This window comes from Curtobacterium sp. APC 4022 (assembly GCF_030407555.1).
Classification (GTDB): domain Bacteria; phylum Actinomycetota; class Actinomycetes; order Actinomycetales; family Microbacteriaceae; genus Curtobacterium.
The window spans coordinates 14,956-37,301 of record NZ_JASDDD010000008.1 but is presented as its reverse complement, the minus strand read 5'-3'; the positions used below and the strand labels follow the sequence as shown (position 1 = coordinate 37,301).

Sequence of the window (22,346 nt, the reverse complement as noted above, 5' to 3'; positions counted from 1 at the left end):
GAGAGCAGGTGCGGTCAGCCACCGGTGACCTCCAGGATGCGGTTCCAGACGACGGTGCCGTCCGGGTCGAGGCCCTCGTCGACGGCCTGGCGACGCGTCTCGAGCACGGCCGCGTAGTCGCGTGGCAGCACCTTGACGAACTCGGACAGGTCGCCCGAGTCGAGCAGGCCTGCAGCGATCGTCGAACCGGTCTCGTCGGCGTGGCGGCGGAGCAGGTCGGTGACGATCTCCACGTCGGCACTGTCCAGCGGCTCCAGGCGGAGCTCGCCGGAGGCCAGCGCGTCGGTGTTGACGAGTTCGTGACGGAGCCCGCGGACGTACGCCGTGCCTCCCGACATGCCGGCACCGAGGTTCCGGCCGGTCTCGCCGAGGATGAGCGCGAGCCCACCGGTCATGTACTCGAGCGCGTGGTCGCCCACGCCCTCGACGACCGCGGTCGCGCCGGAGTTCCGGACCAGGAAGCGCTCCCCCACGATGCCGCGGATGAACATGCTGCCCTGGGTCGCGCCGTAGCCGATGACGTTGCCGGCGATGACGTTCTCGGCCGGGTCGAACCCGACGTCCTCGGCCGGGCGGACGACGATCTCGCCGCCGGACAGGCCCTTGCCGACGTAGTCGTTGCTGTCGCCGACCAGCCGGAGCGTGATGCCCGCCGGGAGGAACGCGCCGAGCGACTGGCCGGCCGACCCACGCAGGGTGATTTCGATCGAGCCCGTCGGCAGGCCGTTCTCGCCGTGCCGGAGGGTGACCTCGTGCCCGAGCATCGTGCCGACCGCGCGCTCCGTGTTGCGGATCGGCAGGTCGAGCGTCAGCGTGCCGCCGTGCTCGAGCACGTCGGACGCCTCGGCGATGAGTCGGACGTCGAAGTGCTGCTCGAGCTCGTGGTCCTGGGCGCGGCGGCGGCTGCGCGGCTCGTCGGGGGCGAACTCCGGTCCCTTGAGCACCGGCGCGAGGTCGAGACCCGAGGCCTTCCAGTGCTCCACCGCGCGGTCCACGTCGAGGGCGTCGGCGTGGCCGATCGCCTCGTCGAGGCTGCGGAAGCCGAGCTCGGCGAGGAGCTCACGGACCTCCTGGGCGATGAACTCGAAGAAGTTCACGACGAACTCCGGCTTGCCGGAGAAGCGCTTGCGGAGCTCGGGGTTCTGCGTCGCCACGCCCACCGGGCAGGTGTCGAGGTGGCAGACGCGCATCAGGATGCAGCCCTCGACCACCAGCGGGGCGGTCGCGAAGCCGTACTCCTCGGCGCCGAGCAGGGCGGCCACGACGACGTCGCGACCGGTCTTCATCTGCCCGTCGACCTGCACCGTGACGCGGTCGCGCATGCCGTTGAGCATGAGCGTCTGCTGCGTCTCGGCGAGACCGATCTCCCAGGGGGTGCCGGCGTGCTTCAGCGAGTTCAGCGGGCTGGCGCCGGTGCCGCCGTCGTGGCCGGAGACGAGCACGACGTCGGCCAGTGCCTTCGTCACGCCGGCTGCGACCGCGCCGATGCCGGACTGGCTGACGAGCTTGACGTGCACGCGGGCCGAGGGGTTGGCGCGCTTGACGTCGAAGATCAGCTGCTTGAGGTCCTCGATGGAGTAGATGTCGTGGTGCGGCGGCGGCGAGATGAGGCCGACGCCCGCGGTGGCGTGGCGGGTGCGGGCGACCCACGGGTACACCTTCTGCGGGGGCAGCTGGCCACCCTCGCCGGGCTTCGCGCCCTGGGCCATCTTCAGCTGGATGTCGGTGGCGTGCGTGAGGTACATGCTCGTCACGCCGAACCGCCCGGAGGCGACCTGCTTGATCGCGCTGCGCCGCTCGGGGTCGAGCAGTCGCTCGACGTCCTCGCCGCCCTCGCCCGTGTTCGACCGGGCACCGAGACGGTTCATCGCGATGGCGAGGGTCTCGTGCGCCTCCTGCGAGATGGACCCGTAGGACATCGCGCCGGTGTTGAAGCGCTTGACGATCTCGGCGATCGGCTCGACCTCGTCCAGCGGCACCGGGGTGCGGTCACCCGCGGTGAAGCCGAACAGGCCGCGCAGCGTCATCAGCTGCTCGGACTGGTCGTCGACCGCCTTGGAGTACTCGCGGAACACGTCGTACCGGCGGGCACGGGTGGCGTGCTGCAGGCGGAAGACGGTGTCCGGGTTGAACAGGTGCGGCGGTCCTTCGCGGCGCCACTGGTACTCGCCGCCGGTCTGCAGACGCTCGTGGGAGAGCACCGCGCCGTCCTGCGGGTACGCCTGGGCGTGACGCTCGGCGTTCTCGGCCGCGATCACGTCGACACCGACCCCGCCGAGGATCGACGACGTGCCGGTGAAGTACCGGTCGACGAACTCCTGGCTGAGCCCGACCGCCTCGAACGCCTGTGCGCCGGCGTAGCTGGACACCGTGGAGATGCCCATCTTCGACATGATCTTCAGGACGCCCTTGCCGAGCGCCTTGATGACGTTCTTGACGGCCTGCTCCGGGGTGAGCCCGGTGATCATGCCGGAGCGCACGAGGTTCTCGCACGTCTCCATCGCCAGGTACGGGTTGATCGCCGAGGCGCCGTACCCGATCAGGGTCGCCACGTGGTGCACCTCGCGCACGTCGCCGGCCTCGACGATCAGGCCGACCTTCATGCGCTGCTCGGTGCGGATCAGGTGGTGGTGCACGGCGGCGAGCAGCAGCAGGCTCGGGATCGGCGCGCTCTCGGCGTTGCCGTCGCGGTCCGACAGGACGATGAACTGCTTGCCCGACTCGATGGCCGCGTCGACCTCGTCACAGACGGCCTGGAGGCGCTGCTCCATCGCCGTCTCGCCGGCGTCGACCCGGTAGAGCCCACGGATCGTCACGCTCAGGTGCCGACCGGAGGCCGTCTCGAAGTGCTGGATCTTCGCCAGCTCGTCGTTGTCGATCACCGGGAAGTCGAGGACGATCTGCTTCGCGTGCTCGGGTCCGGCGCTCAGGAGGTTGCGCTCCGGCCCGAGACCGAGGCCCATCGACGTGATGACCTGCTCGCGGATCGAGTCGAGCGGCGGGTTCGTGACCTGCGCGAACTGCTGCGTGAAGTAGTCGAACAGCAGGCGCGGGCGCTGCGACAACACCGCGATCGGGGTGTCGGAGCCCATCGCACCGAGCGGCTCGGCCCCGGTCTGCGCCATCGGACGCAGCAGGACACGGACCTCTTCCTCGGTGTACCCGAACGCACGCTGACGACGGGTGACCGAGGCCGGGGTGTGCACGATGTGCTCGCGCTCCGGCAGGTCGTTGAGGTTGATGCGGCCGGACTCGAGCCACTCGGTCCACGGGCCCGAGGTCGCCAGGTCGCGCTTGACCTCGTCGTCCTCGATGATCCGGCCGTTCTCGGTGTCCACCAGGAACATCCGGCCCGGACGCAGACGCCCCTTGCGGACGACCTTCGCGGCGGGCACGTCGATGACACCCGTCTCGCTGCCCATCACGATGAGGCCGTCGTCGGTGACCAGGAAGCGTCCGGGACGCAGCCCGTTGCGGTCGAGCGTCGCTCCGACGAGCGTGCCGTCGGTGAAGGTGATCGCGGCCGGGCCGTCCCACGGCTCCATGAGCATCGAGTGGTACTCGTAGAACGCCCGGAGCTCGGGGTCCATGTCGGTCTGGTTCTCCCAGGCCTCCGGCACCATCATCGACATCGCGTGCGGCAACGACCGGCCGGTCAGCGTGAGGAGTTCCAGGACCTCGTCGAACGAGGCCGAGTCGCTCGCACCGGGGCTGACGATCGGCAGCAGCGGCGCCATGTCACCGAGCAGTTCGCTCTCGAGCTGCGACTGGCGCGCACGCATCCAGTTGCGGTTGCCGCGGACGGTGTTGATCTCGCCGTTGTGCGCGAGCGAGCGGAACGGCTGCGCGAGCGGCCACGACGGGAACGTGTTCGTCGAGTACCGCGAGTGCACGATGGCCAGGCGGGACGCGAAGCGCTCGTCGCTGAGGTCCGGGTAGAACGGCTCGAGCTGCAGCGTCGTGACCATGCCCTTGTAGACCATGGTGCGGCTGGACAGCGACATGAAGTAGAGCTCGGTGCCCTGCTCCGCGCGCTTCCGCAGTCGGAAGGCCTGGCGGTCGAGGTCGATGCCCGAGCGCAGCGCGCCCTGGTCGTCGTGGTGGGTCGACGCCACGAAGACCTGCTCGAAGGCGGGCATCGCGGCGCGGGCGAGCGTGCCGAGGACCTCGGGCCGGACGGGCACCTCGCGCCAGCCCAGGACACGGAGTCCCTCGGCGACGGCGAGCTGCTCGACCGCGGCCTTGGCGTCCGCGCGCGCGTCGGCGTCGAGCGGCAGGTAGGCGGTGCCCACGGCGTACTGCCCGGCGTCCGGCAGGTCGAAGTCGACCACGTCGCGGAAGAACGCGTCCGGCACCTGGCAGAGGATGCCGGCGCCGTCACCGGTCCCGGCGTCGGACCCGACCGCACCGCGGTGCTCGAGGTTGCGGAGCGCGCCGAGGGCGGCGTCGACGATGTCGTGCCCGGGCGTCCCGCGGAGCGTCGCCACCATGGCGAGACCGCAGGCGTCCTTCTCGTTCGCCGGGTCGTACATGCCGGCGGCGTCGGGGATCGCCGAGAACCGTCGGTGCGGCGAGCGGAGCCCGGACGGGGCTGACGCGCCGTTCGGGACTGCAGAGGGCTGGGGTGGCAGGAGCGCCATGGGGAACCGTCCTCACGAGGAAGTGGAACAGGGACAGCGATGGCCCGGTGGTGCGTTCCGCCCGAGCGGGCGGGACTGGTGCCCGTGCTCGCCGTCAGGCTGTGCCCTGACGGCGCGCGAGGAGTGGGGTCCGCTTGTGGCGGACCGCAAGCGCGGTGTGGTGCTGCGTTCGGGAGAGGCTGGGGACCTCAGTGTCGGTCGGCGACGGCGGCGACCGGCTCCGGATCGGCGACACCGGTGGTGGTGTCGTGCTCCGAGTAGGTGTCGTCCGAGTCTACATCGGACTTCGAGCGAGGCTCGCGACCCGGCAGGTACGGGCTCGGCTCCTTGCCGACGTGTCGTCGGGTCTGGATCGCGAAGATGATGATGCCGAGCAGGATCGCGGCGAAGGACATCCAGACGTTGGTGCGGATGCCGGCGAAGGTCTCGCTCGTGTCGACGCGGATGGACTCGAGCACCGAGCGGCCCAGGCCGTACCAGACCAGGTAGAGCGCCATGACGCGGCCCCACTGCAGGCGGAAGCGGCGGTCGAGCAGCAGGATCAGCACGGCGCCGACGACGTTCCAGATGATCTCGTAGAGGAACGTCGGGTGGAACAGCACGCCCTCCGGCAGGCCCTTCGGGTACGCCGGGTTGGTGGCTTCGATCTGCAGCCCCCACGGCAGGCTCGTCGGCATGCCGAAGAGCTCGTGGTTGAAGTAGTTGCCGAGACGACCGGCCGCCTGGGCGAGGAGCACGCCGGGAGCGGCGGCGTCGATGAAGGCCGAGAAGCGGAGACCCGCCATGCGGCAGCCGATCCAGGCGCCGACCGACCCGAGGATCAACGCCCCGAAGATGGCGAGCCCGCCCTCCCAGATGTAGAAGATCGAGAACGGGTCGATGCCCGGGCCGAAGTAGTCGCTGACATGCGAGAAGACGTGGAACAGGCGACCGCCGATGATGCCCGCCGGCACCGCCCAGATCGCGATGTCGATGATTATCCAGCGCTCGGCGCCGCGGGCGTTCAGCCGGTTGTTCGTGAGCAGCACGCAGATGACGATCCCGATCAGGATGCAGATCGCGTACGCGTGGATCCGGAAGTCGAGCGGCAGCGTCACGTTGAACGTGTCGTGCAGCCACGCGGTCAGGTCGAAGTACTGCCAGGCCGTGCTCGGGCTCGGGATGCTCAGGAGGGGCATGTGCGACTGTCGCCTTTCACGTGTGGAGCTGGTCAGCCGGTGGGGCTGGCGGCCCCGTGCGTTGCGGGCCTCCGGGCCCGGTCGGCCCGGATCACTGTAGCGCGGGTCAGCGCCGTGCTGCGCCGGACGACAGGTCGGCGGCGCGGTCGGCCACCCCGGTCACGCCGAGGTCGGCGAGGGCACGGACGAACGCGGAGCCGATGATCGCCCCGTCGGCGTACTCGAGCACCTCGGCGACCTGGTCGGCGGTCGAGATGCCGAGGCCGACACAGGTCCGCTGGACGCCGGCGTCGCGCAGGCGCGAGACCACCGTGCGGGCTGCCGTGTCGACGCCGACCCGGGCCCCGGTGACGCCCATGGTCGAGACCGCGTAGACGAACCCGCGGCTGCGGTCGACCGCCTGACGCATCCGGGTGTCGGTCGAGGACGGCGCCGCGAGGAACACCCGGTCGAGACCGGTGCGCTCGGAGGCGTCGATCCACTGCTGGCCCTCGTCGGGGATGAGGTCCGGCGTGATGAGACCGGCGGCACCGGCGGCGACCAGGTCGTCCGCGAACCGCTCGACGCCGTACCGCAGCACCGGGTTCCAGTAGGTCATCACCAGGACCGGCACGTCGACGCGCTCGGTGATCGCGTTGACGGCGTCGAACACCTGGGCGACCTTGAAGCCGTTGGCCAGGCTCTCCTCCGCCGCACGCTGGATGACGGGGCCGTCCATGACCGGATCGGAGTAGGGCAGGCCGAGCTCGATGACGTCGACGCCGTTCTCGGCGAGGGCGACGGCTGCGTCCACGCTGGTCCGCAGGTCGGGGTAGCCGGCGGGCAGGTAGCCGACGACGGCCCCGGCGCGCTCGACGTTGGCGCGGTCGATGGTCTCGGCGACGGTCTTGTTCGTGCTCACGACTGGACCGCCGTCTCGTCGAGGATGCCGAAGTACCGGCTGGCCGAGGCCACGTCCTTGTCGCCACGACCGGACAGGTTCACGAGGATGACGCCCTCGGGCCCGAGTTCCTTGCCGAGCTTGATCGCGCCGGCGAGGGCGTGCGAGGACTCGATCGCCGGGATGATGCCCTCGGTCCGGCTCATCAGCCGGAAGGCCTCCATCGCCTCGGTGTCCGTGATCGGCTCGTACTTCGCCCGCCCGATCGACGCCAGGTACGCGTGCTCCGGACCGACGCTCGGGTAGTCGAGCCCGGCGGAGATGCTGTGGCTCTCGATGGTCTGGCCGTCCTCGTCCTGCATCAGATAGGACTTGGCACCCTGCAGCACGCCTTCGCGGCCGAGCGTGATGCTGGCCGCGTGCCGACCGGTCTCGACGCCGTCACCGCCCGCTTCGAAGCCGTGCAGACGGACCGACTCGTCGTCGAGGAACGCCTCGAAGATGCCCATCGCGTTCGACCCGCCACCGACGCACGCGGCGACCGCGTCCGGCAGGCGTCCGACGCGGTCGAGCACCTGCTGCCGGGCTTCTTCGCCGATCACCTTGTGGAACTGGCGGACCATCTCCGGGAAGGGGTGCGGACCGGCGACGGTGCCCAGCAGGTAGTGGGTGGACTCGACGTTCGCCACCCAGTCGCGGAGGGCGTCGTTGATGGCGTCCTTCAGGGTGCGGGAACCGGTCTCGACGGGGATGACCTCGGCGCCGAGCAGACGCATCCGGGCGACGTTGAGTGCCTGGCGCTCGGTGTCGACAGCACCCATGTACACGACGCAGTCCATGCCGAACAGGGCAGCCGCGGTCGCGGTGGCGACACCGTGCTGGCCGGCTCCGGTCTCCGCGATCAACCGGGTCTTGCCGAGGCGGCGGGCGACGAGCGCCTGCCCGAGCACGTTGTTGATCTTGTGCGAACCGGTGTGGTTCAGGTCCTCGCGCTTGAGGATGATCCGGGCACCACCGGCGTGCTTCGCGAACCGCGGCACCTCGGTGATGATCGAGGGGCGACCGGTGTAGTCGCGGTGGAGGGTGTCCAGTTCCTCGCGGAAGGACGGGTCCGCCCACGCGGTCCGGAACGCGGTCTCGAGCTCGTCGAGCGCCAGGACGAGCGACTCGGGGACGAACCGCCCGCCGAAGTCGCCGAAGTAGGGGCCTTGCAGGTCACGGAGTGAGGTCACGGTGGTGCTCCAAGGAGTCCGGTCTGCACCGGACGGGTTGTCAGCCGTCGATGAACGACGCGAGCGTGGCGGCGGGGTCGGCGCCGGTGACCAGCGCTTCCCCGACGAGGACGACGTCGGCACCGGCGGACCGGTAGTGGGCGACGTCGGCAGGGGTCTTCACGGCGGACTCGGCCACGCGGACGACCCCGTCAGGGATGCGGTCAGCCAGGGACCCGAAGAGGTCACGGTCGAGCGAGAAGTCGGTGAGGTCGCGGGCGTTCACGCCGAGGATGCGCGCACCGGCGTCGAGGCCACGGGAGACCTCGTCGGCGGAGTGTGCCTCGACCAGGACGCGCATGCCGAGCTCTTCGGCCAGGCCGTGGAGCTGCACGAGGGTCGGCTGGTCGAGTGCCGCGACGATCAGCAGGACGATGTCCGCCCCGGCCGCACGGGCTTCGACGACCTGGTACGGGTCGGCGATGAAGTCCTTGCGGAGCACGGGCACCCCGACACGCGCCTTGACGGCTTCGAGGTCGGCCAGGCTGCCGAGGAACTTGCGGCCCTCGGTCAGGACGCTGATCGCCGAGGCTCCGCCGCGCTCGTAGTCCGCGGCGAGGGCTGCCGGGTCGGCGATGGTGGCCATCGCGCCACGGGACGGGCTCGCCCGCTTGACCTCTGCGAGGATCTTCACCCGGTCGCCGGGTGCCAGGAACTCGAGGGCGTCGAGCGGCGAGGCCACCCGGTCGAGGTCGCGTTCGACGTCCGCGTAGGGACGGTCGAGCCGACGAGCCGCCGCGTCCTCGAGCGCACCGGCGACCAGGCTCTGCAGCAGGTTCGTACCGGGGACGGGCGGGGTCGGCGCGGATGAAGTCGGCGCGGACGGAGTCGGCGCAGGCGTGCCGTTCGGGGTTGCAGCCGACATGCGCTCAGCCGCCGTGGTGCTTGGTGACGTACTTCGGACCGTTCACGCCGTAGCCGGCCTTGCCCATCGCGAAGCCCACGATCAGGCCGATCACGACGACGGCGGCGGACGCCCACACACCCCAGGCGAGGTCGAACCAGAAGCACAGCGTTCCGGCGGCGAAGCCGATCAGCATGATGACGACGGCCGTCCAGGCCGCCGGCGAGTGGCCTTCGCCGAGTTCTGCGGGCTCAGTGTTGCTCACGGTGCTCCTCGTTGTCGCTGGCGCCACCGGTCGCGCGGCGCTCCGTCGATCCTACCGTGTCCAGGGTGTCGGGCTGCCCGGCCGCGGTGTCCCCCGCGGTCGGGTCGACACCGGCGCTGAGGTCGTCCCAGTCGACGACCGCGTCGCGGACGACGGGTCGATGCGGAGCGCCGTCGGCGGCGGCCGGGCCGCCGGCGGCACCGGCGGCGGTGGCCGTGCCGGGCGTGGCGGGCGTGGCGGCGTCGCCGTACTTCCGGCTCGGACCGGGCCAGGACCGCTGCAGGAACAGCACCGCGACCCCGAGGAGCGCGGCGAGGACCCCGCCGATGATCCCGACGACCGGCCAGAGGCTGACGTCGACGCCGGTGACGACCCGTCGGACCGCTCCGAGGTCACTGACGCCGGCCACCGAGCCGATGGCACTCCGTGCGGCGGCGACCGGGTCGGACAGGGCGGTCACACCCGAGACGACGACGGCCACCCCGAGCAGGACCTGCACGACCGCGAGCACGACCCGGACCACGCGCCCGGCGATGGTCATGGCGAGGAACAGCGCGAGGCTGGCGATCGCGACGGCCGTGTACTGCGGTACGACGGTGGCGCCGTCCGCGTCGACGGTCTTGACGACGGCCGCGGTGTGGTCGAGGTGCACGGTGAACCACGTCTGGGTCCACGAGAGCATCACCAGTCCGGCGACGAGCAGCCCGATGACGACGACGAGTGGGCGGGAGCGCTTCACGGGGTGACCACGGTCATCCGGTTGGCGGTCGCCACGGCACGCAAGGGAGCAGCGGCCTTGTTGACGGACTCGAGGTGCTCGCTCATCGGGTCCGAGTCCGCGACCAGTCCGGCGCCGGCCTGCACGCGGGCGACTCCGTCCTGGATGAGGGCGGTGCGGATCGCGATCGCGACGTCGGCGTCCCCGGCGAAGTCGAAGTAGCCGACCACGCCCGCGTACGCCCCGCGCTTGGCGGGCTCGAGTTCGTCGATGATCTGCAGCGCACGCGGCTTCGGCGCTCCGGAGAGCGTGCCGGCCGGGAAGGTCGCGCGGAACACGTCGATGGCGGACATCCCCGGACGGATCGCGCCCTCGACGCTGGACACCAGGTGCATGATGTGGCTGAACCGCTCCACCGTCATGAACTCGGTCACGGCGACGGTGCCCGGCTCGCACACCTTCTGCAGGTCGTTGCGGGCGAGGTCGACGAGCATCAGGTGCTCGGCGCGTTCCTTCGGGTCCGCCAGCAGCTCGTCACCGAGTCGGACGTCCTCTTCCGTGGTGGCGCCGCGCGGCCGGGAGCCGGCGATCGGGTGCGTCATCGCCCGACCGTCCTGCACCTTCACCAGGGCCTCCGGCGAGGCGCCGACGATCCAGAACGGTTGGCCGTCGCGCCCTTCGAGCGACAGGAAGTACATGTAGGGGCTCGGGTTCAGCGTGCGGAGGACCCGGTAGACGTCCAGCGGGTCGGCCGTCACGTCGTGGTCGAACCGCTGCGAGATGACGACCTGGAACACGTCGCCGTCGCGGATGAACTGCTTCGACCGCTCGATCGACGCCGCGTACTCCTCCGGGGTGGACCGGGAGCGGGCGGTCGGCTCGGCGATGTCGAACGCCTCGGCGACGGTCGCGATGCTCGGCTGCACCAGGTCGGCCTGCATCCGGTCGAGTCGGGCCTGCGCGTCCGACCACAGGGTGTCGGCGTCGTCGGTGCCGTCGTTCAGGGCCGTCGCGACCAGCAGCACGAGGCCGGTGCGGTGGTCGAGGGCGGCGAGCTCCGACACGAACGAGAGCGCCTGTCCGGGCACGTCGAAGTCGGCCGGCGGGGCGTCCGGCAGGTGTTCCAGCTGCCGCACGGCCTCCCACCCGATGAAGCCGACGGTGCCGCCGACGAGCGGCGGCAGACCGGGGACGCGGGGCGTCGCCCAGCGCTCGTGGAGTCGTGCCAGGACCTCGAGCGGTTGCCCGTCGAGGGACCCGACGGCGCGCTCCGCGGAGATCCCGGTGTCGATCCAGGCGGCACGGTCGCCGTCCTGGGTGAGGACACCGAAGCTGCGGACGCCGACGAAGGACCAGCGCGACCAGAGGCCGCCCTGCCCGGCGGACTCGAGCAGGAACGAACCGGCGCGACCGTCGGCGAGCTTCCGGTAGACGCCGACCGGGGTCTCGCTGTCGGCGAAGAGCGCGCGGACGACGGGGACCACGCGGTGGCCCTCGCGGACGAGCCCGTCGAAGTCGTCGCGGAGTGTGGTGCGGGGCGAGTCGCTCATCGTGCGACACCGCCCGTCGCCGTGCCGGGAGCGGAGGCCTCCACCGTGTCGGGCGCCGACGCCGTCACCGGGTCGAGCGGATCGACGTCGAAGCACCGGTGGGCCCCGGTGTGACACGCGGCACCGACCTGGTGCACCGTGACGAGGAGCGTGTCGTCGTCGCAGTCCAGGGCGGCGGCGCGGACGTACTGGGCATGGCCGGACGTGTCGCCCTTGCGCCAGTACTCGCTCCGGGACCGCGACCAGAAGGTCACCCGGCCCTCGGTCAGGGTGCGGCGGAGGGCTTCCCGGTCCATATACCCGAGCATGAGGACGTCCTTCGACGATTCCTCCTGCACGATGGCGGGGAGCAGTCCGTCCGCACCGAAGCGCGCACGGTCGAGGACCGCTTCGGTGCTGGTGCTGGTGCTGTCGGTCATGAGGGCACCAGCCTACGGCCCCGCCCGGCGCGCTGGCTGCGGACGGGCACGCCGGACGGGAGGCCCGACCCGGCTTGCCGGGACGGCGTCAGCGGACGACGTGGCCGGTGGCGCGCAGCGCGTCCTTGACGTCGCCCACGGTCATCTCGCCGCGGTGGAAGACGCTCGCGGCGAGGACCGCGTCCGCACCGGCGTCGACGGCGGGGGCGAAGTGGTCGACGTGCCCCGCGCCTCCCGAGGCGATGACCGGCACCGAGGACACCGCACGGACCGCGGCGACGAGCTCGAGGTCGAAGCCGTTCTTCGTGCCGTCGGCGTCGATCGAGTTGACGAGGAGCTCCCCCGCACCGCGCTCGACGGCGTCGTGTGCCCAGGCGATGGCGTCGATGTCGGTCTCGGTACGGCCGCCGTGCGTCGTGACCACGAAGCCGGACGGCATCCGGTCGGAGCGCTTGACGTCGAGCGACAGGACGACGGCCTGTGCGCCGAACCGGTCGGCGATCTCGGAGACCAGTTCGGGGCGGGCGATCGCGGCGCTGTTGACGCCGATCTTGTCCGCGCCGCACTGCTGCAGCCGGGCGACGTCGTCGACGCTGCGGACCCCGCCGCCGACCGTGAGCGGGATGAAGACCTGCTCGGCGGTGCGGGTGACGGTGTCCCACATCGTGGCGCGGTTCTCGACCGTGGCGCCGACGTCGAGGAACGTCAGCTCGTCGGCACCCTGCTCGTAGTAGCGCGCGGCGAGCTCGACCGGGTCGCCGGCGTCCTGCAGGTCGAGGAAGTTGACGCCCTTGACGACACGGCCGCCCGAGACGTCGAGGCACGGGATGACGCGGACCGAGACGCCGCCCAGGGCGGTGGCGCCCGCGGGAGCGGCGGTCACAGGCGTGCGGCGTGGATCGGGCTGACCAGGATCGCCCGGGCGCCGAGGTCGTAGAGCGCGTCCATGATGAGGTTGGCGTCGTCGCGCGGGATCATCACGCGGACGGCCGACCAGTCGCGGTCGTGCAGCGGCGAGACCGTCGGGGACTCGATGCCCGAGGCGATCGCGGTCGCCTGCTCGAGCAGGGCGGACGGGATGTCGTAGTCGAGCATGACGTAGCCGCGGGCGACCAGGACGCCCTGCAGCCGGCGGCGGAGCACGTCGATGCCGGCGATCGTCTCGTCGGTGGTGATGAGCACCGCGGTGGATTCGAGGATGACCGGGCCGAAGATCTCGAGCCCGGCGGCGCGGAGCGTGCTGCCGGTGGAGACGACGTCGGCGACGGCGTCGGCGACCCCGAGCCGGACGGCGCTCTCGACCGCGCCGTCGAGCTTGACCAGGGTGGCGGTGACGCCGTGCTGCGCGAGGAACTCCCCGACCAGGCCGGGGTAGCTCGTGGCGACGCGGACGCCCTCGAGGTCCTGCAGCGTGCTGTACCGACCGGGGGCGCCGGCGAAGCGGAAGGTGGAGTCCGCGAAGCCGAGCGCGTCGACCTCGTGCGCGGTGGAGCCGGAGTCGAGCAGCAGGTCGCGGCCGGTGATCCCGACGTCGAGTGCGCCGGAGCCGACGTAGGTGGCGATGTCACGCGGGCGGAGGAAGAAGAACTCCACCCCGTTGCGCTCGTCGATGAGGTGCAGCGCCTTCGGGTCACGGCGACCGGCGTACCCGGCCTCCCGCAGCATCTCGGAGGCGGTCTCGGACAGTGAGCCCTTGTTGGGCACGGCGATGCGGAGCATCAGGTCTGCTTCCTGGAGGTGGGGTCGGTGACGGGTCTGCGGTGCGCGGGGTGACGCGCTCCCTACAGATGTCGCCAGACGTCCGCCGGGGTCAGGCCCTTCGCGATCATGAGGACCTGCAGGTGGTACACGAGCTGCGAGATCTCCTCCGAGGTGCGCTCGTCGCCCTCGTACTCGGCCGCCATCCAGACCTCGGCGGCTTCCTCCACGATCTTCTTGCCGATCTGGTGCACGCCGGCATCCAGTTCGGCGACGGTGCCGGAGCCGTCCGGGCGCGTGCGCGCCTTCTCGGTCAGTTCCGCGAACAGGTCGTCGAACGTCTTCACTTCTTCAGGCTACCGGTCCGCGAGGGCGCGCTGCGCCGCCGCTCGGAGATCGGTGATGCGCGCGGCCGGTTCGCCGCCGTAGACCGCGGAGCCGGCGACCAGGGTGTCGGCGCCGCTCCGGACCGCCTCGGGCACGGTGTCGACCGCGATGCCGCCGTCGACCTCGAGCCAGACGTCCAGGCCCGACGCGTCGACCGCGGCCCGGGCGTCGGCGAGCTTCGGCATCACCGAGGTCATGAACGCCTGACCGCCGAACCCGGGCTCGACGGTCATGAGCAGGATCATGTCGTAGGCGTCGAGGTGGTGCAGCACCTGGGTGACCGGGGTGCCGGGCTTCACGGCGACGGCGGCTCGGGCCCCGTTCGACCGGATCGCCGCGGCTGTCGCCACCGGGTCGGTCGCCGCCTCGAAGTGGAAGGTGACGCTCGATGCCCCGGTCTCGGCGTACTTCGGTGCCTCGGTGTCCGCGTCGGTGATCATGAGGTGCACGTCGAGCGGCACCGGCGACACCTGCTGCAGACGCTGGACGATCGGCAGGCCGAGCGTCAGGTTCGGCACGAAGTGGTTGTCCATCACGTCGACGTGCACCATGTCGGCGGTCTCGATGCGGTGCAGTTCGCGCTCGAGGTTCGCGAAGTCGGCGGACAGGATGCTCGGCGAGATGCGGATCGTCACCCGACGAGCCTACCGGCCGGTCGTCCGGTGCTCCGGCGGTCAGGCCGTCCGACGGAACAGCGCGATGAACATCGCGTCGGTGCCGATCCGGTGCGGCCAGAGCTGCACCGTCCGGCCGTCCGCCACCTGCGGGTCGCGGGCCGCCACCGAGCGGACCACCGAGGCGGTGTCGAGCTGCTCGAGCAGGTCGCCGTGGCGGCGCATCAGGGCGTCGACCTGTCCGCGCGTCTCGGCCAGGTGCGGCGAGCACGTCACGTACGCCAGCGTCCCGCCCGGGGCGAGCACACGGACCGCAGCCTCGAGCAGTTCCTCCTGCAGGACCGCCAGTTCGGCGACGTCCTCCGGTTGCTTCCGCCAGCGGGCCTCCGGACGCCGACGGAGCGCGCCGAGTCCGGTGCAGGGCGCGTCGAGCAGGATGCGGTCGTAGGTGACACCCGCACCGTCGTGGCCGTAGCGGCGGCCGTCGCCTTCGACCACGGTGACGGTGTCGCGGAAGTCGCGGAGGGCCTCCCGGACCAGTCCCACCCGGGCCGGGACGAGCTCGTTGGCGGTGAGGGTGGCACCGGCCTGCGCGGCCTCGGCGGCGAGGAGCGCGGCCTTGCCACCGGGGCCGGCGCACAGGTCCAGCCAGCGTTCGCCGGCCTGCACCTCGAACGATCGGGACAGTGCGAGGGCCGCGAGCTGGGACCCCTCGTCCTGCACGCGGAGACGGCCGGCGGCGACGCCGGGGACGCGCGCCGGGTCGCCGGTGACGCCGCGGATGCCGACGGGCGAGACCGGCAGGTCGGGCGCGGGTGAAGCGGGCTCCGCAGCGTTGACGTGGCCGTGGTCGTGGTCGCGGTCGGGCTGGTCGCGGTCGGGCTGGTCGGCCACGACGGCGTCGTCACCGGCCGGACCGACGGGAGGCTCGTCCCCCGCCACGTCGTCGTCCACCGTCGCGCGCGTGGTCGCCTGCTCGACGTCCTCTGCCGTGGCGACACCGGGCAGCGCGGCGAGCTGGACGCGCGGTGCCTCGTTGTCGGCGGCGAGGAGCGCGACGAGTTCGTCACGGGACCGTTCCGCGGCCAGGGCGTCCCGGAGCGCGGAGACGACCCAGACCGGGTGCGACCAGCGTGTCGCGAGGAGGGCCTCCCCGCCGAGGCCGGCCGTCACGAGGGCGTCCCACTCCTCCGGGGTCTTGCCGGCGACCTTCCGCATCACGGCGTTCACGAAGCCGGTGGCGCGGGCGACTCCGACCTCGCGGGCGAGCTCGACCGTGGCGGAGACCGCGGCGTGCGTCGGCGTCCGCATGCCGAGGAGCTGGTGCACGCCGAGGCGCATCACGTCGAGCACGTCGGCCTCGATGAGGTCCGCCCGGCGCCCGGACGCGACGGCGACGACCACGTCGTAGCGGCCGATCATCCGGATCGTGCCGTAGGTCAGCTCGGTTGCGAAGCCGGCGTCGCGGGCGCTGAGCCCGGCACGCCGGATGCGCGTCGGCAGGAGCAGGTTCGCGTAGGCGTCGTCGACTTGGACGGCGCGCAGGACGTCGAACGCCACGCGCCGGGCACTGACCTGACGGGGCTCCCGCGGCCGGCCCCCGGGTCGTCCCCCGGTCCGCCCGACGCCGGCGCCGCGCTGGCCGGCACCGCCACCGCGCTGGCCGCCGCCGTTCCCGCTGCGCTGGCCGCGATCGTGTTCCGCGCTCATGCGAGCACCTTCCCGTCGAGCGGTCCGAGCCCTCGGGCCCAGGCCGCGGCGTCCATCGCCTTCTTGCCGGCCGGCTGCACCTCGGTCAGCACGAGCGGTTCGTCCGCCGTCCCGACCAGCAGGGCGCCGTCCACGAGCCGGAGCGCACCGGGGGCGAGGTGCGGGGCGGTGTCCCCCGAGCCTCCCGGGCGGCCGTCGTGCGTCGCGAGCCGGTGCGTCCGCAGCAGCTTCACCCGGGTCTCGCCGAGGTGCGCGAACGCGCCCGGTTCCGGGGTGACGCCGCGGAGCCGGGCGTGCACCACGGATGCCGGGGCGGCGAAGTCGGTGCGGCCGTCCTCGAGCGTCAGTTTCGGGGCCGTCGTCGGCGCACCGAGCTGCTCGGTCGCCGTCGCCGTGCCCGCGGCGAGGGCGTCGACGACCCGGACCACCACGTCGGCGCCGGTCTCCGCCATCGCGGCGAGGACCTCGCCGGAGGTGGCCTCCGGGTCGATCGTGAAGGGCTCGGACGCGTAGACCGGGCCGGCGTCCAGGGCCTCGACCAGCTGGAAGACCGTGGCCGCGGTGGTGGTGTCGCCGGCCATCACCGCACGCTGCACGGGGGCGGCGCCGCGGTACGCCGGCAGGTCGGAGAAGTGCAGGTTGACCCAGCCGAGGCGAGGCGCGTCGAGGGCCGGGCGGCGCAGCAGCGCGCCGTACGCGACGATCACGCCGAGGTCGACGTCGAGGGCGGCGATCCGGGCGGTGACCTCGTCGTCCACCCGCGAGGCCTCGATCACCGGCAGGCCCAGCTCCGCCGCGACCTGCGCGACCGGCGTCGGCGTGAGCACGCGCTTCCGGCCCTGCGGCGTCGGCGGGCGGGTGAGCACCGCCGCGATCTCGTGGTCGGACGCCGCCAGAGCACGGAGGGTGGGGACCGCGGCAGCGGGGCTGCCGGCGACGACGAGACGCATCCGACCAGTCTCCCACGCGGCGCGCCGCCGCAGAGGCAGCGTGCCCGGCACGGAACTGTCCTCGGTGCGAGGATCCACCGCGCCGCCGAACGTCACCGTCGACGCACGGGTACGTTCACAGGCGATTCCCGGAAAGGAACGAACATGACAGACCGACTCTCCACCCCAGCACCCACCAGCTTCGCCGAGACGCCCGTGCAGAAGGGCGCCCTCGTCGTCGGCATCGTCTTCCTGCTCGTCGGCATCGCCGGCTTCATCCCGGGCCTCACCTCCGGTGACCTCGGCGGTGCCGGCAACGGTTCGATGGGCATGCTGCTCGGCATCTTCCAGGTGTCCGTCCTGCACAACATCGTCCACCTGCTCTTCGGCATCGTCGGCGTCCTGGCCGCTCGTCGTGCCAGTGGTGCGCGGCTCTACCTGGTCATCGGTGGCGTCGTCTACTTCGTGCTCTGGATCTACGGCCTGTTCACCGCGAACAGCGACAGCGCCGCGAACTTCGTGCCGCTGAACTCGGCCGACAACTGGCTGCACCTCGTCCTCGCGATCGGCATGGTCGCCCTCGGCGTCGTGCTCTCGCGTGGGCGTCGGGCACCGGTCGGCGCGGAGCGCGCCGCCCGCTGACGCGACGCGGCACATGACGGGAGGCCCGTGGCGGGATCGCCACGGGCCTCCCGTCATGTCGGGGCCGCGGTGGGCTCAGACCTCGGAGAACGGTTCGGCGTCGTCCATCCGGACCCGGAGCGCCGGGGCCGCACGTCGCTTCGTCCCGCCCTTGACGACCCGCCGGGTCGACGACCGGCGGATCACCTCGGCCTTGAGGGTCGCCGCCACCTCGGTGCCGTGCCCGTACGGGAACCGCACGATCGCCCGCACCGTCCCCGGCGTCGGGTCGTCGACGGGCACCGGGCCGAGCACCGGACCGACCGGCGCGTCACCGAGGGCCTCGATGGCACCGGTCACCGCCTCGTCCGTGCCGCTCAGGGTCGCGACCCGCACCGCCGGGGGGAAGAACAGTTCACGGCGGTCGGTGAGCTCCTCGTGCGCGGGGACGTCGAGCCGCCAGAGGGCCATCGCGTTCGCGAGCTTCCCACCGATGCCGACGAGGTACACCGGCGCTCCGGGTGCGCCCTTCGCCGCGGCGTTCGCCCAGATGCGGAGGACGTCCTCCTGCACACGGAGCCCCTCACGAGCCAGCATCCGCTCACCGTCCAGGAGCAGCACGCAGGCGTACCCGCCGGCGACGTCCGGTTCGGCGCCGCGCGTGGCGACGACGACGGCGGGGCGAGCGGGGACCGCGTCGATCGGACGTGACCCGTCCGCCACCACGATCCGGGTGTTCGGGAACGCCCGACCGAGTTCGTCGGCGGTGCGCTGGGCACCCTGGCCGACGGGCTTGAGCTTGCCGTTGCCGCACGTCGGGCAGCGGTACCCGGCCGCCAGCGCGCCGCAGAACCGGCACTGCGGGGTCGACCCGGCGTGCGGGCTGCCGAGGGGACCACCGCACACCCGGCAGTGCGCGCGCTCGCCGCACTGGGTGCAGACCAGGCCCGTGCCGAAGCCCGGGTTCGACACCTGCACGAGCACGGGGCCGTCGTGGCTGGCCTCGCGCGCTGCCCGCCAGGCACTGCTCGGGATCCGCGCCTGGGCGGCGTAGCCGTCGGCGTTCGTCTGGTGGGCGGTCGGGACCACCTTCGGCACCCGGGCGCGGTGCGGACCGATCTCCTGCAACCACCCGAGCTCGACGAGCCGCTGGACGTCGGTGCTTCGGGCGTGCGAGATCATCAGCAGCGCGGCCCCCGACTGGGACGTCCGCACCAGGGCGACGTCGCGGGTGTGCACGTACGGTGCGCGCTGCTCAGCGAACGACGGGTCGCCGTCGTCCCAGAGCGCGATGAGCCCGAGGTCTGACGCCGGCGCGTACACGGCGGCACGGCTGCCGATCGCGACGACCGGGTGGGTCCGGGCGGTCAGGAGTGCCCGGGCACGCTGCCCGTTCGTCTGCTTGGCGTCGAACCGGACCACGCGCTCGGCGGGCACCAGGACGAGCAGGGCGCGCTCGAGGTCGGCGACGTCGCGGAAGTCGGGGACGGCGATGACGGCGGAGCGCTCCCCCGCCAGCGTGTGCGCGGCGGCCTGTGCCAGGGTCGCTGCCCAGCCCGGCACCCAGGTGGGGTCGGGCGTAGCGGTGGCGTCGGTGGGCGGGTCCTCGTCGGCGGGGTCCTCGTTCGCCGGGTCCTCTTCCGCCGGGTCCTCGGGCTCGGCGGCGACCGGCGTCGGGGCGCTGAGCAGGACCGGGTGCGGGATCGCGCTGACGGCGGCACGGCCTCCGGCGTCGACCACGGACTCGATGACCGCGTCGCCGTAGCCCTCGACCGCCCCGGCCGTCACGCTGGGCGGCACGTACGCGGTGTCGCGCGCGAGCCAGGCCTTCTCCGGCCGCACCTGGCGGGTCGGTACGGCGAGCCGCAGCACGTCACTGGCGACGCCCGCGGCGCGGTCCGCCACGGCCCGGGCCAGCTGCCACACCTCCGGCGCGAGCACCGGCACCGGGCTGACGAGCTCCTCGATCGCGCTGAGCTCTCCCGGGAAGTCGTGCTCCGGGGACAGCGCGTCGACGGACACGACCTCGACCACGTAGGCGTCGGTCATCCGGGCGCCGGAGCGCAGCGGTACCCGGACCCGGACCCCCGGCACGCAGTCGTCCTCGATCTCGGCCGGCACCCGGTAGTCGAACAGACGGTCGAGCTGCGGGAGCGGCGAGTCGAGGACGACACGCGCGACGGTGGCCACGAGGGCCTCAGACGGTGGCGGAGACGAGTCCTGCCGCGGTGCGGAGCTCCTCGACGCGGTCGAGCTGCTCCCACGTGAAGCCCGGCAGTTCCCGACCGAAGTGCCCGTAGGTCGCGGTCTGCGCGTACTTCGGGGTCAGCAGGTCGAGGTCGCGGATGATCGCGGCCGGACGCAGGTCGAACACCTGCGTGATGGCGGCCTCGATCGTCGCGTCGTCCACGTGCCCGGTACCGAAGGACTCGACGTAGAGACCGACCGGCTTGGCGCGGCCGATGGCGTAGGCGACCTGGACCTCGAGGCGATCGGCGAGACCGGCCGCGACGGCGTTCTTCGCGACCCAGCGGAGCGCGTACGCCGCCGAACGGTCGACCTTCGACGGGTCCTTGCCGCTGAACGCGCCGCCACCGTGACGGGAGGCCCCGCCGTAGGTGTCGACGATGACCTTGCGGCCGGTGAGCCCGGCATCGCCCTGGGGCCCGCCGATCTCGAAGCGGCCGGTCGGGTTCACGATCACGTCGACGTGCGCGGAGTCGAGGTCCACCAGGTCGAGGACCGGACGGATGACGTGCTCGGTGATGTCGGCGGTCAGCTGCTCGAGCGAGACGCTCGGCGCGTGCTGGGTCGACAGGACCACGGTCTCGACGGTCTTCGGCGTGACGCCGTCGTACCCGACCGTGACCTGGGTCTTGCCGTCCGGACGCAGGTAGGTCAGTTCGCCGGACTTGCGCACCGCGGCGAGCTTCTCGGCCAGACGGTGGGCAAGCCAGATGGCGACCGGCATGTACTCCGGCGTCTCGTTCGTCGCGAAGCCGAACATGATGCCCTGGTCGCCGGCACCCTGGCGGTCGAGCGGGTCCATGCCGGCACCCGACCGGGTGTCGAGGGACTCGTCGACACCCTGGGCGATGTCCGGGGACTGCGCGCCGATCGAGATCTCGACGCCGCAGGTACGACCGTCGAAGCTCACGTCGGAGGAGTTGTACCCGATGCCGGTGATGACGTCGCGGACCAGCTGCGGGATCTCGACGTACCCGGAGGTCGTGACCTCTCCCGCGACGTGCACGAGCCCGGTCGTCACCATCGTCTCGACGGCGACCCGCGCGTGCGGGTCGACCGTGAGCAGGGCGTCCAGGATCGCGTCCGAGATCTGGTCGCAGATCTTGTCGGGGTGGCCTTCGGTCACCGATTCCGACGTGAACAGACGGAGCGCACTCACCGGGATCAGGCGGAGGGCTGCTGCTTGGTGACGGTCAGCTTGTCCTCGTTGATCTCGTGGAGCGCGACCGAGAGCGGCTTGTCGTCGATCGTCGAGTCGACGAGCGGACCGACGTTGTCGAAGAGCGAGCCTTCGTGCAGGTCGGCGTAGTAGTCGTTGATCTGGCGAGCACGCTTCGAGGCGAAGATCACGAGCGCGTACTTCGACTCGACCTTGCTGAGCAGGTCGTCGATGGGCGGGTCGATGATGCCCTGGGGGTTGGCCATGGGATTGCTCCTCGTCGTCGGTGCACCCGTCAGGGCGCAGAGAACAAGTCTACGACCTCGCGTGCCGCCGTGCTGACATCGGAGTTCACGATCCGCACGTCGAACTCGTCCTGGGCCGCGAGCTCCACCTTGGCGGTCTCGAGCCGGCGCGCCTGTTCCTCCGGCGATTCGGTCCCGCGGCCGATGAGCCGACGGACCAGTTCGTCCCAGGTCGGGGGCAGCAGGAACACCAGGACCGCCTCGGGCATGGCGTCCCGCACCTGGCGGGCACCCTGCAGGTCGATCTCGAGCATGACCTTCTCACCGGCGTCGAGCGCGCGGTCGATCGGCGGGCGCGGGGTGCCGTACCGGTACGAGTTGTGCACGGTCGCGTACTCGAGCAGTTCGCGGTCGCGGACCATCCGGTCGAACTCGGCGTCGTCGACGAAGTAGTAGTGCACGCCGTCGACCTCGCCCGGACGGGGCGCCCGGGTCGTCGCGGACACGCTGAGGTTCACCTCGGGGTACTGCTCGCGGATGTACGCGCTGACCGTGCCCTTGCCGACCGCGGTGGGTCCGGCGAGGACGACCAGCTTCGACGCGGCACGCTTCCGGCCGCGCTGGGCGAGCCAGTCAGCGAGCTCGGTCCGCTGGCGGCTGCCGAGTCCCCCGAGGCGCTTCGACGGCGCGATCCGGAGCGCGCCCATGACGGCTTCGGCCCGGGCGGGTCCGACTCCGGGCAGGCTCGTCAACAGGTCGCGGACCCGCAGCGAACGTTCCGCCGAGGTGGTCGCGACGACGGACTCGTCCTCGGACCACGCGGAGCGGGCGACCTTGAGCGGCGACCGGTCCCCGGCGGCGACCGCGGACTTCACCGCGGCGCGGGCACGCCGTGCGGCGACGGCGGCCTTCGCGGCGGCCACGCGGTCGACCTCCGGCGGGTTGCGGTGTGCCGGCAACGCCGACCGGTC

The 22,346-nt window shown here is 72.0% G+C and carries 20 protein-coding genes; 1 reads left to right on the top strand and 19 read right to left on the bottom strand.

The annotated features are described in order from the left end of the window. Positions 1 to 14: 14 nt before the first annotated feature. The 15 genes from gltB to QL987_RS04380 all read right to left on the bottom strand — a co-directional run bounded on the left by gltB (position 15) and on the right by QL987_RS04380 (position 17,124). Complete coding sequence (gltB, locus tag QL987_RS04450; RefSeq protein WP_290156480.1) at positions 15 to 4,532, bottom strand: glutamate synthase large subunit; 4,518 nt, start codon at positions 4,530 to 4,532, stop codon at positions 15 to 17. Between the two features lie 296 nt (positions 4,533 to 4,828). After that, positions 4,829 to 5,818 (bottom strand): prolipoprotein diacylglyceryl transferase, encoded by a 990-nt coding sequence (gene lgt, locus QL987_RS04445; RefSeq protein ID WP_290156446.1) that lies wholly within the window; start codon positions 5,816 to 5,818, stop codon positions 4,829 to 4,831. A gap of 106 nt (positions 5,819 to 5,924) precedes the next feature. After that, positions 5,925 to 6,719 carry a tryptophan synthase subunit alpha gene (trpA, locus tag QL987_RS04440; RefSeq protein WP_290156445.1) on the bottom strand — a complete coding sequence of 265 codons (795 nt, stop codon included), beginning with the start codon at positions 6,717 to 6,719 and terminating at the stop codon, positions 5,925 to 5,927. Next, complete coding sequence (gene trpB / locus QL987_RS04435) at positions 6,716 to 7,930, bottom strand: tryptophan synthase subunit beta (protein ID WP_221850279.1); 1,215 nt, start codon at positions 7,928 to 7,930, stop codon at positions 6,716 to 6,718. Before trpB ends, trpA begins: the two co-directional genes overlap by 4 nt. 40 nt (positions 7,931 to 7,970) lie before the next feature. Then, complete coding sequence (gene trpC, locus QL987_RS04430; protein WP_111073710.1) at positions 7,971 to 8,744, bottom strand: indole-3-glycerol phosphate synthase TrpC; 774 nt, start codon at positions 8,742 to 8,744, stop codon at positions 7,971 to 7,973. Between the two features lie 94 nt (positions 8,745 to 8,838). Then, positions 8,839 to 9,078 (bottom strand): DUF6704 family protein, encoded by a 240-nt coding sequence (locus tag QL987_RS04425; protein WP_111073564.1) that lies wholly within the window; start codon positions 9,076 to 9,078, stop codon positions 8,839 to 8,841. Beyond that, positions 9,065 to 9,817 carry a Trp biosynthesis-associated membrane protein gene (locus QL987_RS04420; protein WP_290156444.1) on the bottom strand — a complete coding sequence of 251 codons (753 nt, stop codon included), beginning with the start codon at positions 9,815 to 9,817 and terminating at the stop codon, positions 9,065 to 9,067. Before QL987_RS04420 ends, QL987_RS04425 begins: the two co-directional genes overlap by 14 nt. Next, positions 9,814 to 11,346, bottom strand: a complete 1,533-nt coding sequence (locus QL987_RS04415) for an anthranilate synthase component I (protein ID WP_221850281.1) — start codon at positions 11,344 to 11,346, stop codon at positions 9,814 to 9,816. The genes QL987_RS04420 and QL987_RS04415 overlap by 4 nt, the downstream gene beginning before the upstream one ends. After that, the gene (hisI, locus tag QL987_RS04410) at positions 11,343 to 11,765 is read right to left on the bottom strand and encodes a phosphoribosyl-AMP cyclohydrolase (RefSeq protein ID WP_253463213.1); all 423 of its coding nucleotides are present in this window, start codon (positions 11,763 to 11,765) and stop codon (positions 11,343 to 11,345) included. Before hisI ends, QL987_RS04415 begins: the two co-directional genes overlap by 4 nt. Positions 11,766 to 11,853: 88 nt before the next feature. Beyond that, a complete protein-coding gene (gene hisF, locus QL987_RS04405; protein ID WP_258376620.1) occupies positions 11,854 to 12,648 on the bottom strand; it encodes an imidazole glycerol phosphate synthase subunit HisF in 795 nt (264 codons plus the stop codon). After that, entirely contained in the window at positions 12,645 to 13,484 is an 840-nt protein-coding gene (gene hisG, locus QL987_RS04400; RefSeq protein ID WP_111073568.1) for an ATP phosphoribosyltransferase, read from the bottom strand. The genes hisF and hisG overlap by 4 nt, the downstream gene beginning before the upstream one ends. 62 nt (positions 13,485 to 13,546) lie before the next feature. Continuing rightward, positions 13,547 to 13,810, bottom strand: coding sequence for a phosphoribosyl-ATP diphosphatase (locus QL987_RS04395; RefSeq protein ID WP_110902198.1), 264 nt, complete (start codon positions 13,808 to 13,810; stop codon positions 13,547 to 13,549). 9 nt (positions 13,811 to 13,819) lie between these two features. After that, a complete protein-coding gene (gene rpe / locus QL987_RS04390) occupies positions 13,820 to 14,485 on the bottom strand; it encodes a ribulose-phosphate 3-epimerase (RefSeq protein WP_253463215.1) in 666 nt (221 codons plus the stop codon). Between the two features lie 39 nt (positions 14,486 to 14,524). Continuing rightward, a complete protein-coding gene (locus QL987_RS04385) occupies positions 14,525 to 16,174 on the bottom strand; it encodes a transcription antitermination factor NusB (protein WP_290156442.1) in 1,650 nt (549 codons plus the stop codon). Beyond that, positions 16,171 to 17,124, bottom strand: coding sequence for a methionyl-tRNA formyltransferase (locus tag QL987_RS04380; protein WP_290156441.1), 954 nt, complete (start codon positions 17,122 to 17,124; stop codon positions 16,171 to 16,173). Before QL987_RS04380 ends, QL987_RS04385 begins: the two co-directional genes overlap by 4 nt. A 144-nt stretch (positions 17,125 to 17,268) precedes the next feature. Between QL987_RS04380 and QL987_RS04375 the strand changes: the two genes are divergently transcribed. After that, complete coding sequence (locus tag QL987_RS04375) at positions 17,269 to 17,745, top strand: DUF4383 domain-containing protein (protein ID WP_290156440.1); 477 nt, start codon at positions 17,269 to 17,271, stop codon at positions 17,743 to 17,745. A 75-nt stretch (positions 17,746 to 17,820) separates the two neighbouring features. Here the strand turns inward: QL987_RS04375 and QL987_RS04370 are convergent, their stop codons facing one another. From QL987_RS04370 to gmk, 4 genes are read right to left on the bottom strand one after another with little or no spacing between them, the layout of a single operon-like run. Next, the gene (locus tag QL987_RS04370; protein ID WP_290156439.1) at positions 17,821 to 19,914 is read right to left on the bottom strand and encodes a primosomal protein N'; all 2,094 of its coding nucleotides are present in this window, start codon (positions 19,912 to 19,914) and stop codon (positions 17,821 to 17,823) included. A 7-nt stretch (positions 19,915 to 19,921) separates the two neighbouring features. Further along, positions 19,922 to 21,130, bottom strand: coding sequence for a methionine adenosyltransferase (gene metK, locus QL987_RS04365; protein ID WP_111073574.1), 1,209 nt, complete (start codon positions 21,128 to 21,130; stop codon positions 19,922 to 19,924). Positions 21,131 to 21,135: 5 nt separating this feature from the next. Then, positions 21,136 to 21,396 (bottom strand): DNA-directed RNA polymerase subunit omega, encoded by a 261-nt coding sequence (gene rpoZ, locus QL987_RS04360; RefSeq protein WP_290156438.1) that lies wholly within the window; start codon positions 21,394 to 21,396, stop codon positions 21,136 to 21,138. A 29-nt stretch (positions 21,397 to 21,425) separates the two neighbouring features. Further along, a complete protein-coding gene (gene gmk / locus QL987_RS04355) occupies positions 21,426 to 22,334 on the bottom strand; it encodes a guanylate kinase (RefSeq protein WP_290156479.1) in 909 nt (302 codons plus the stop codon). Positions 22,335 to 22,346: the final 12 nt, after the last annotated feature.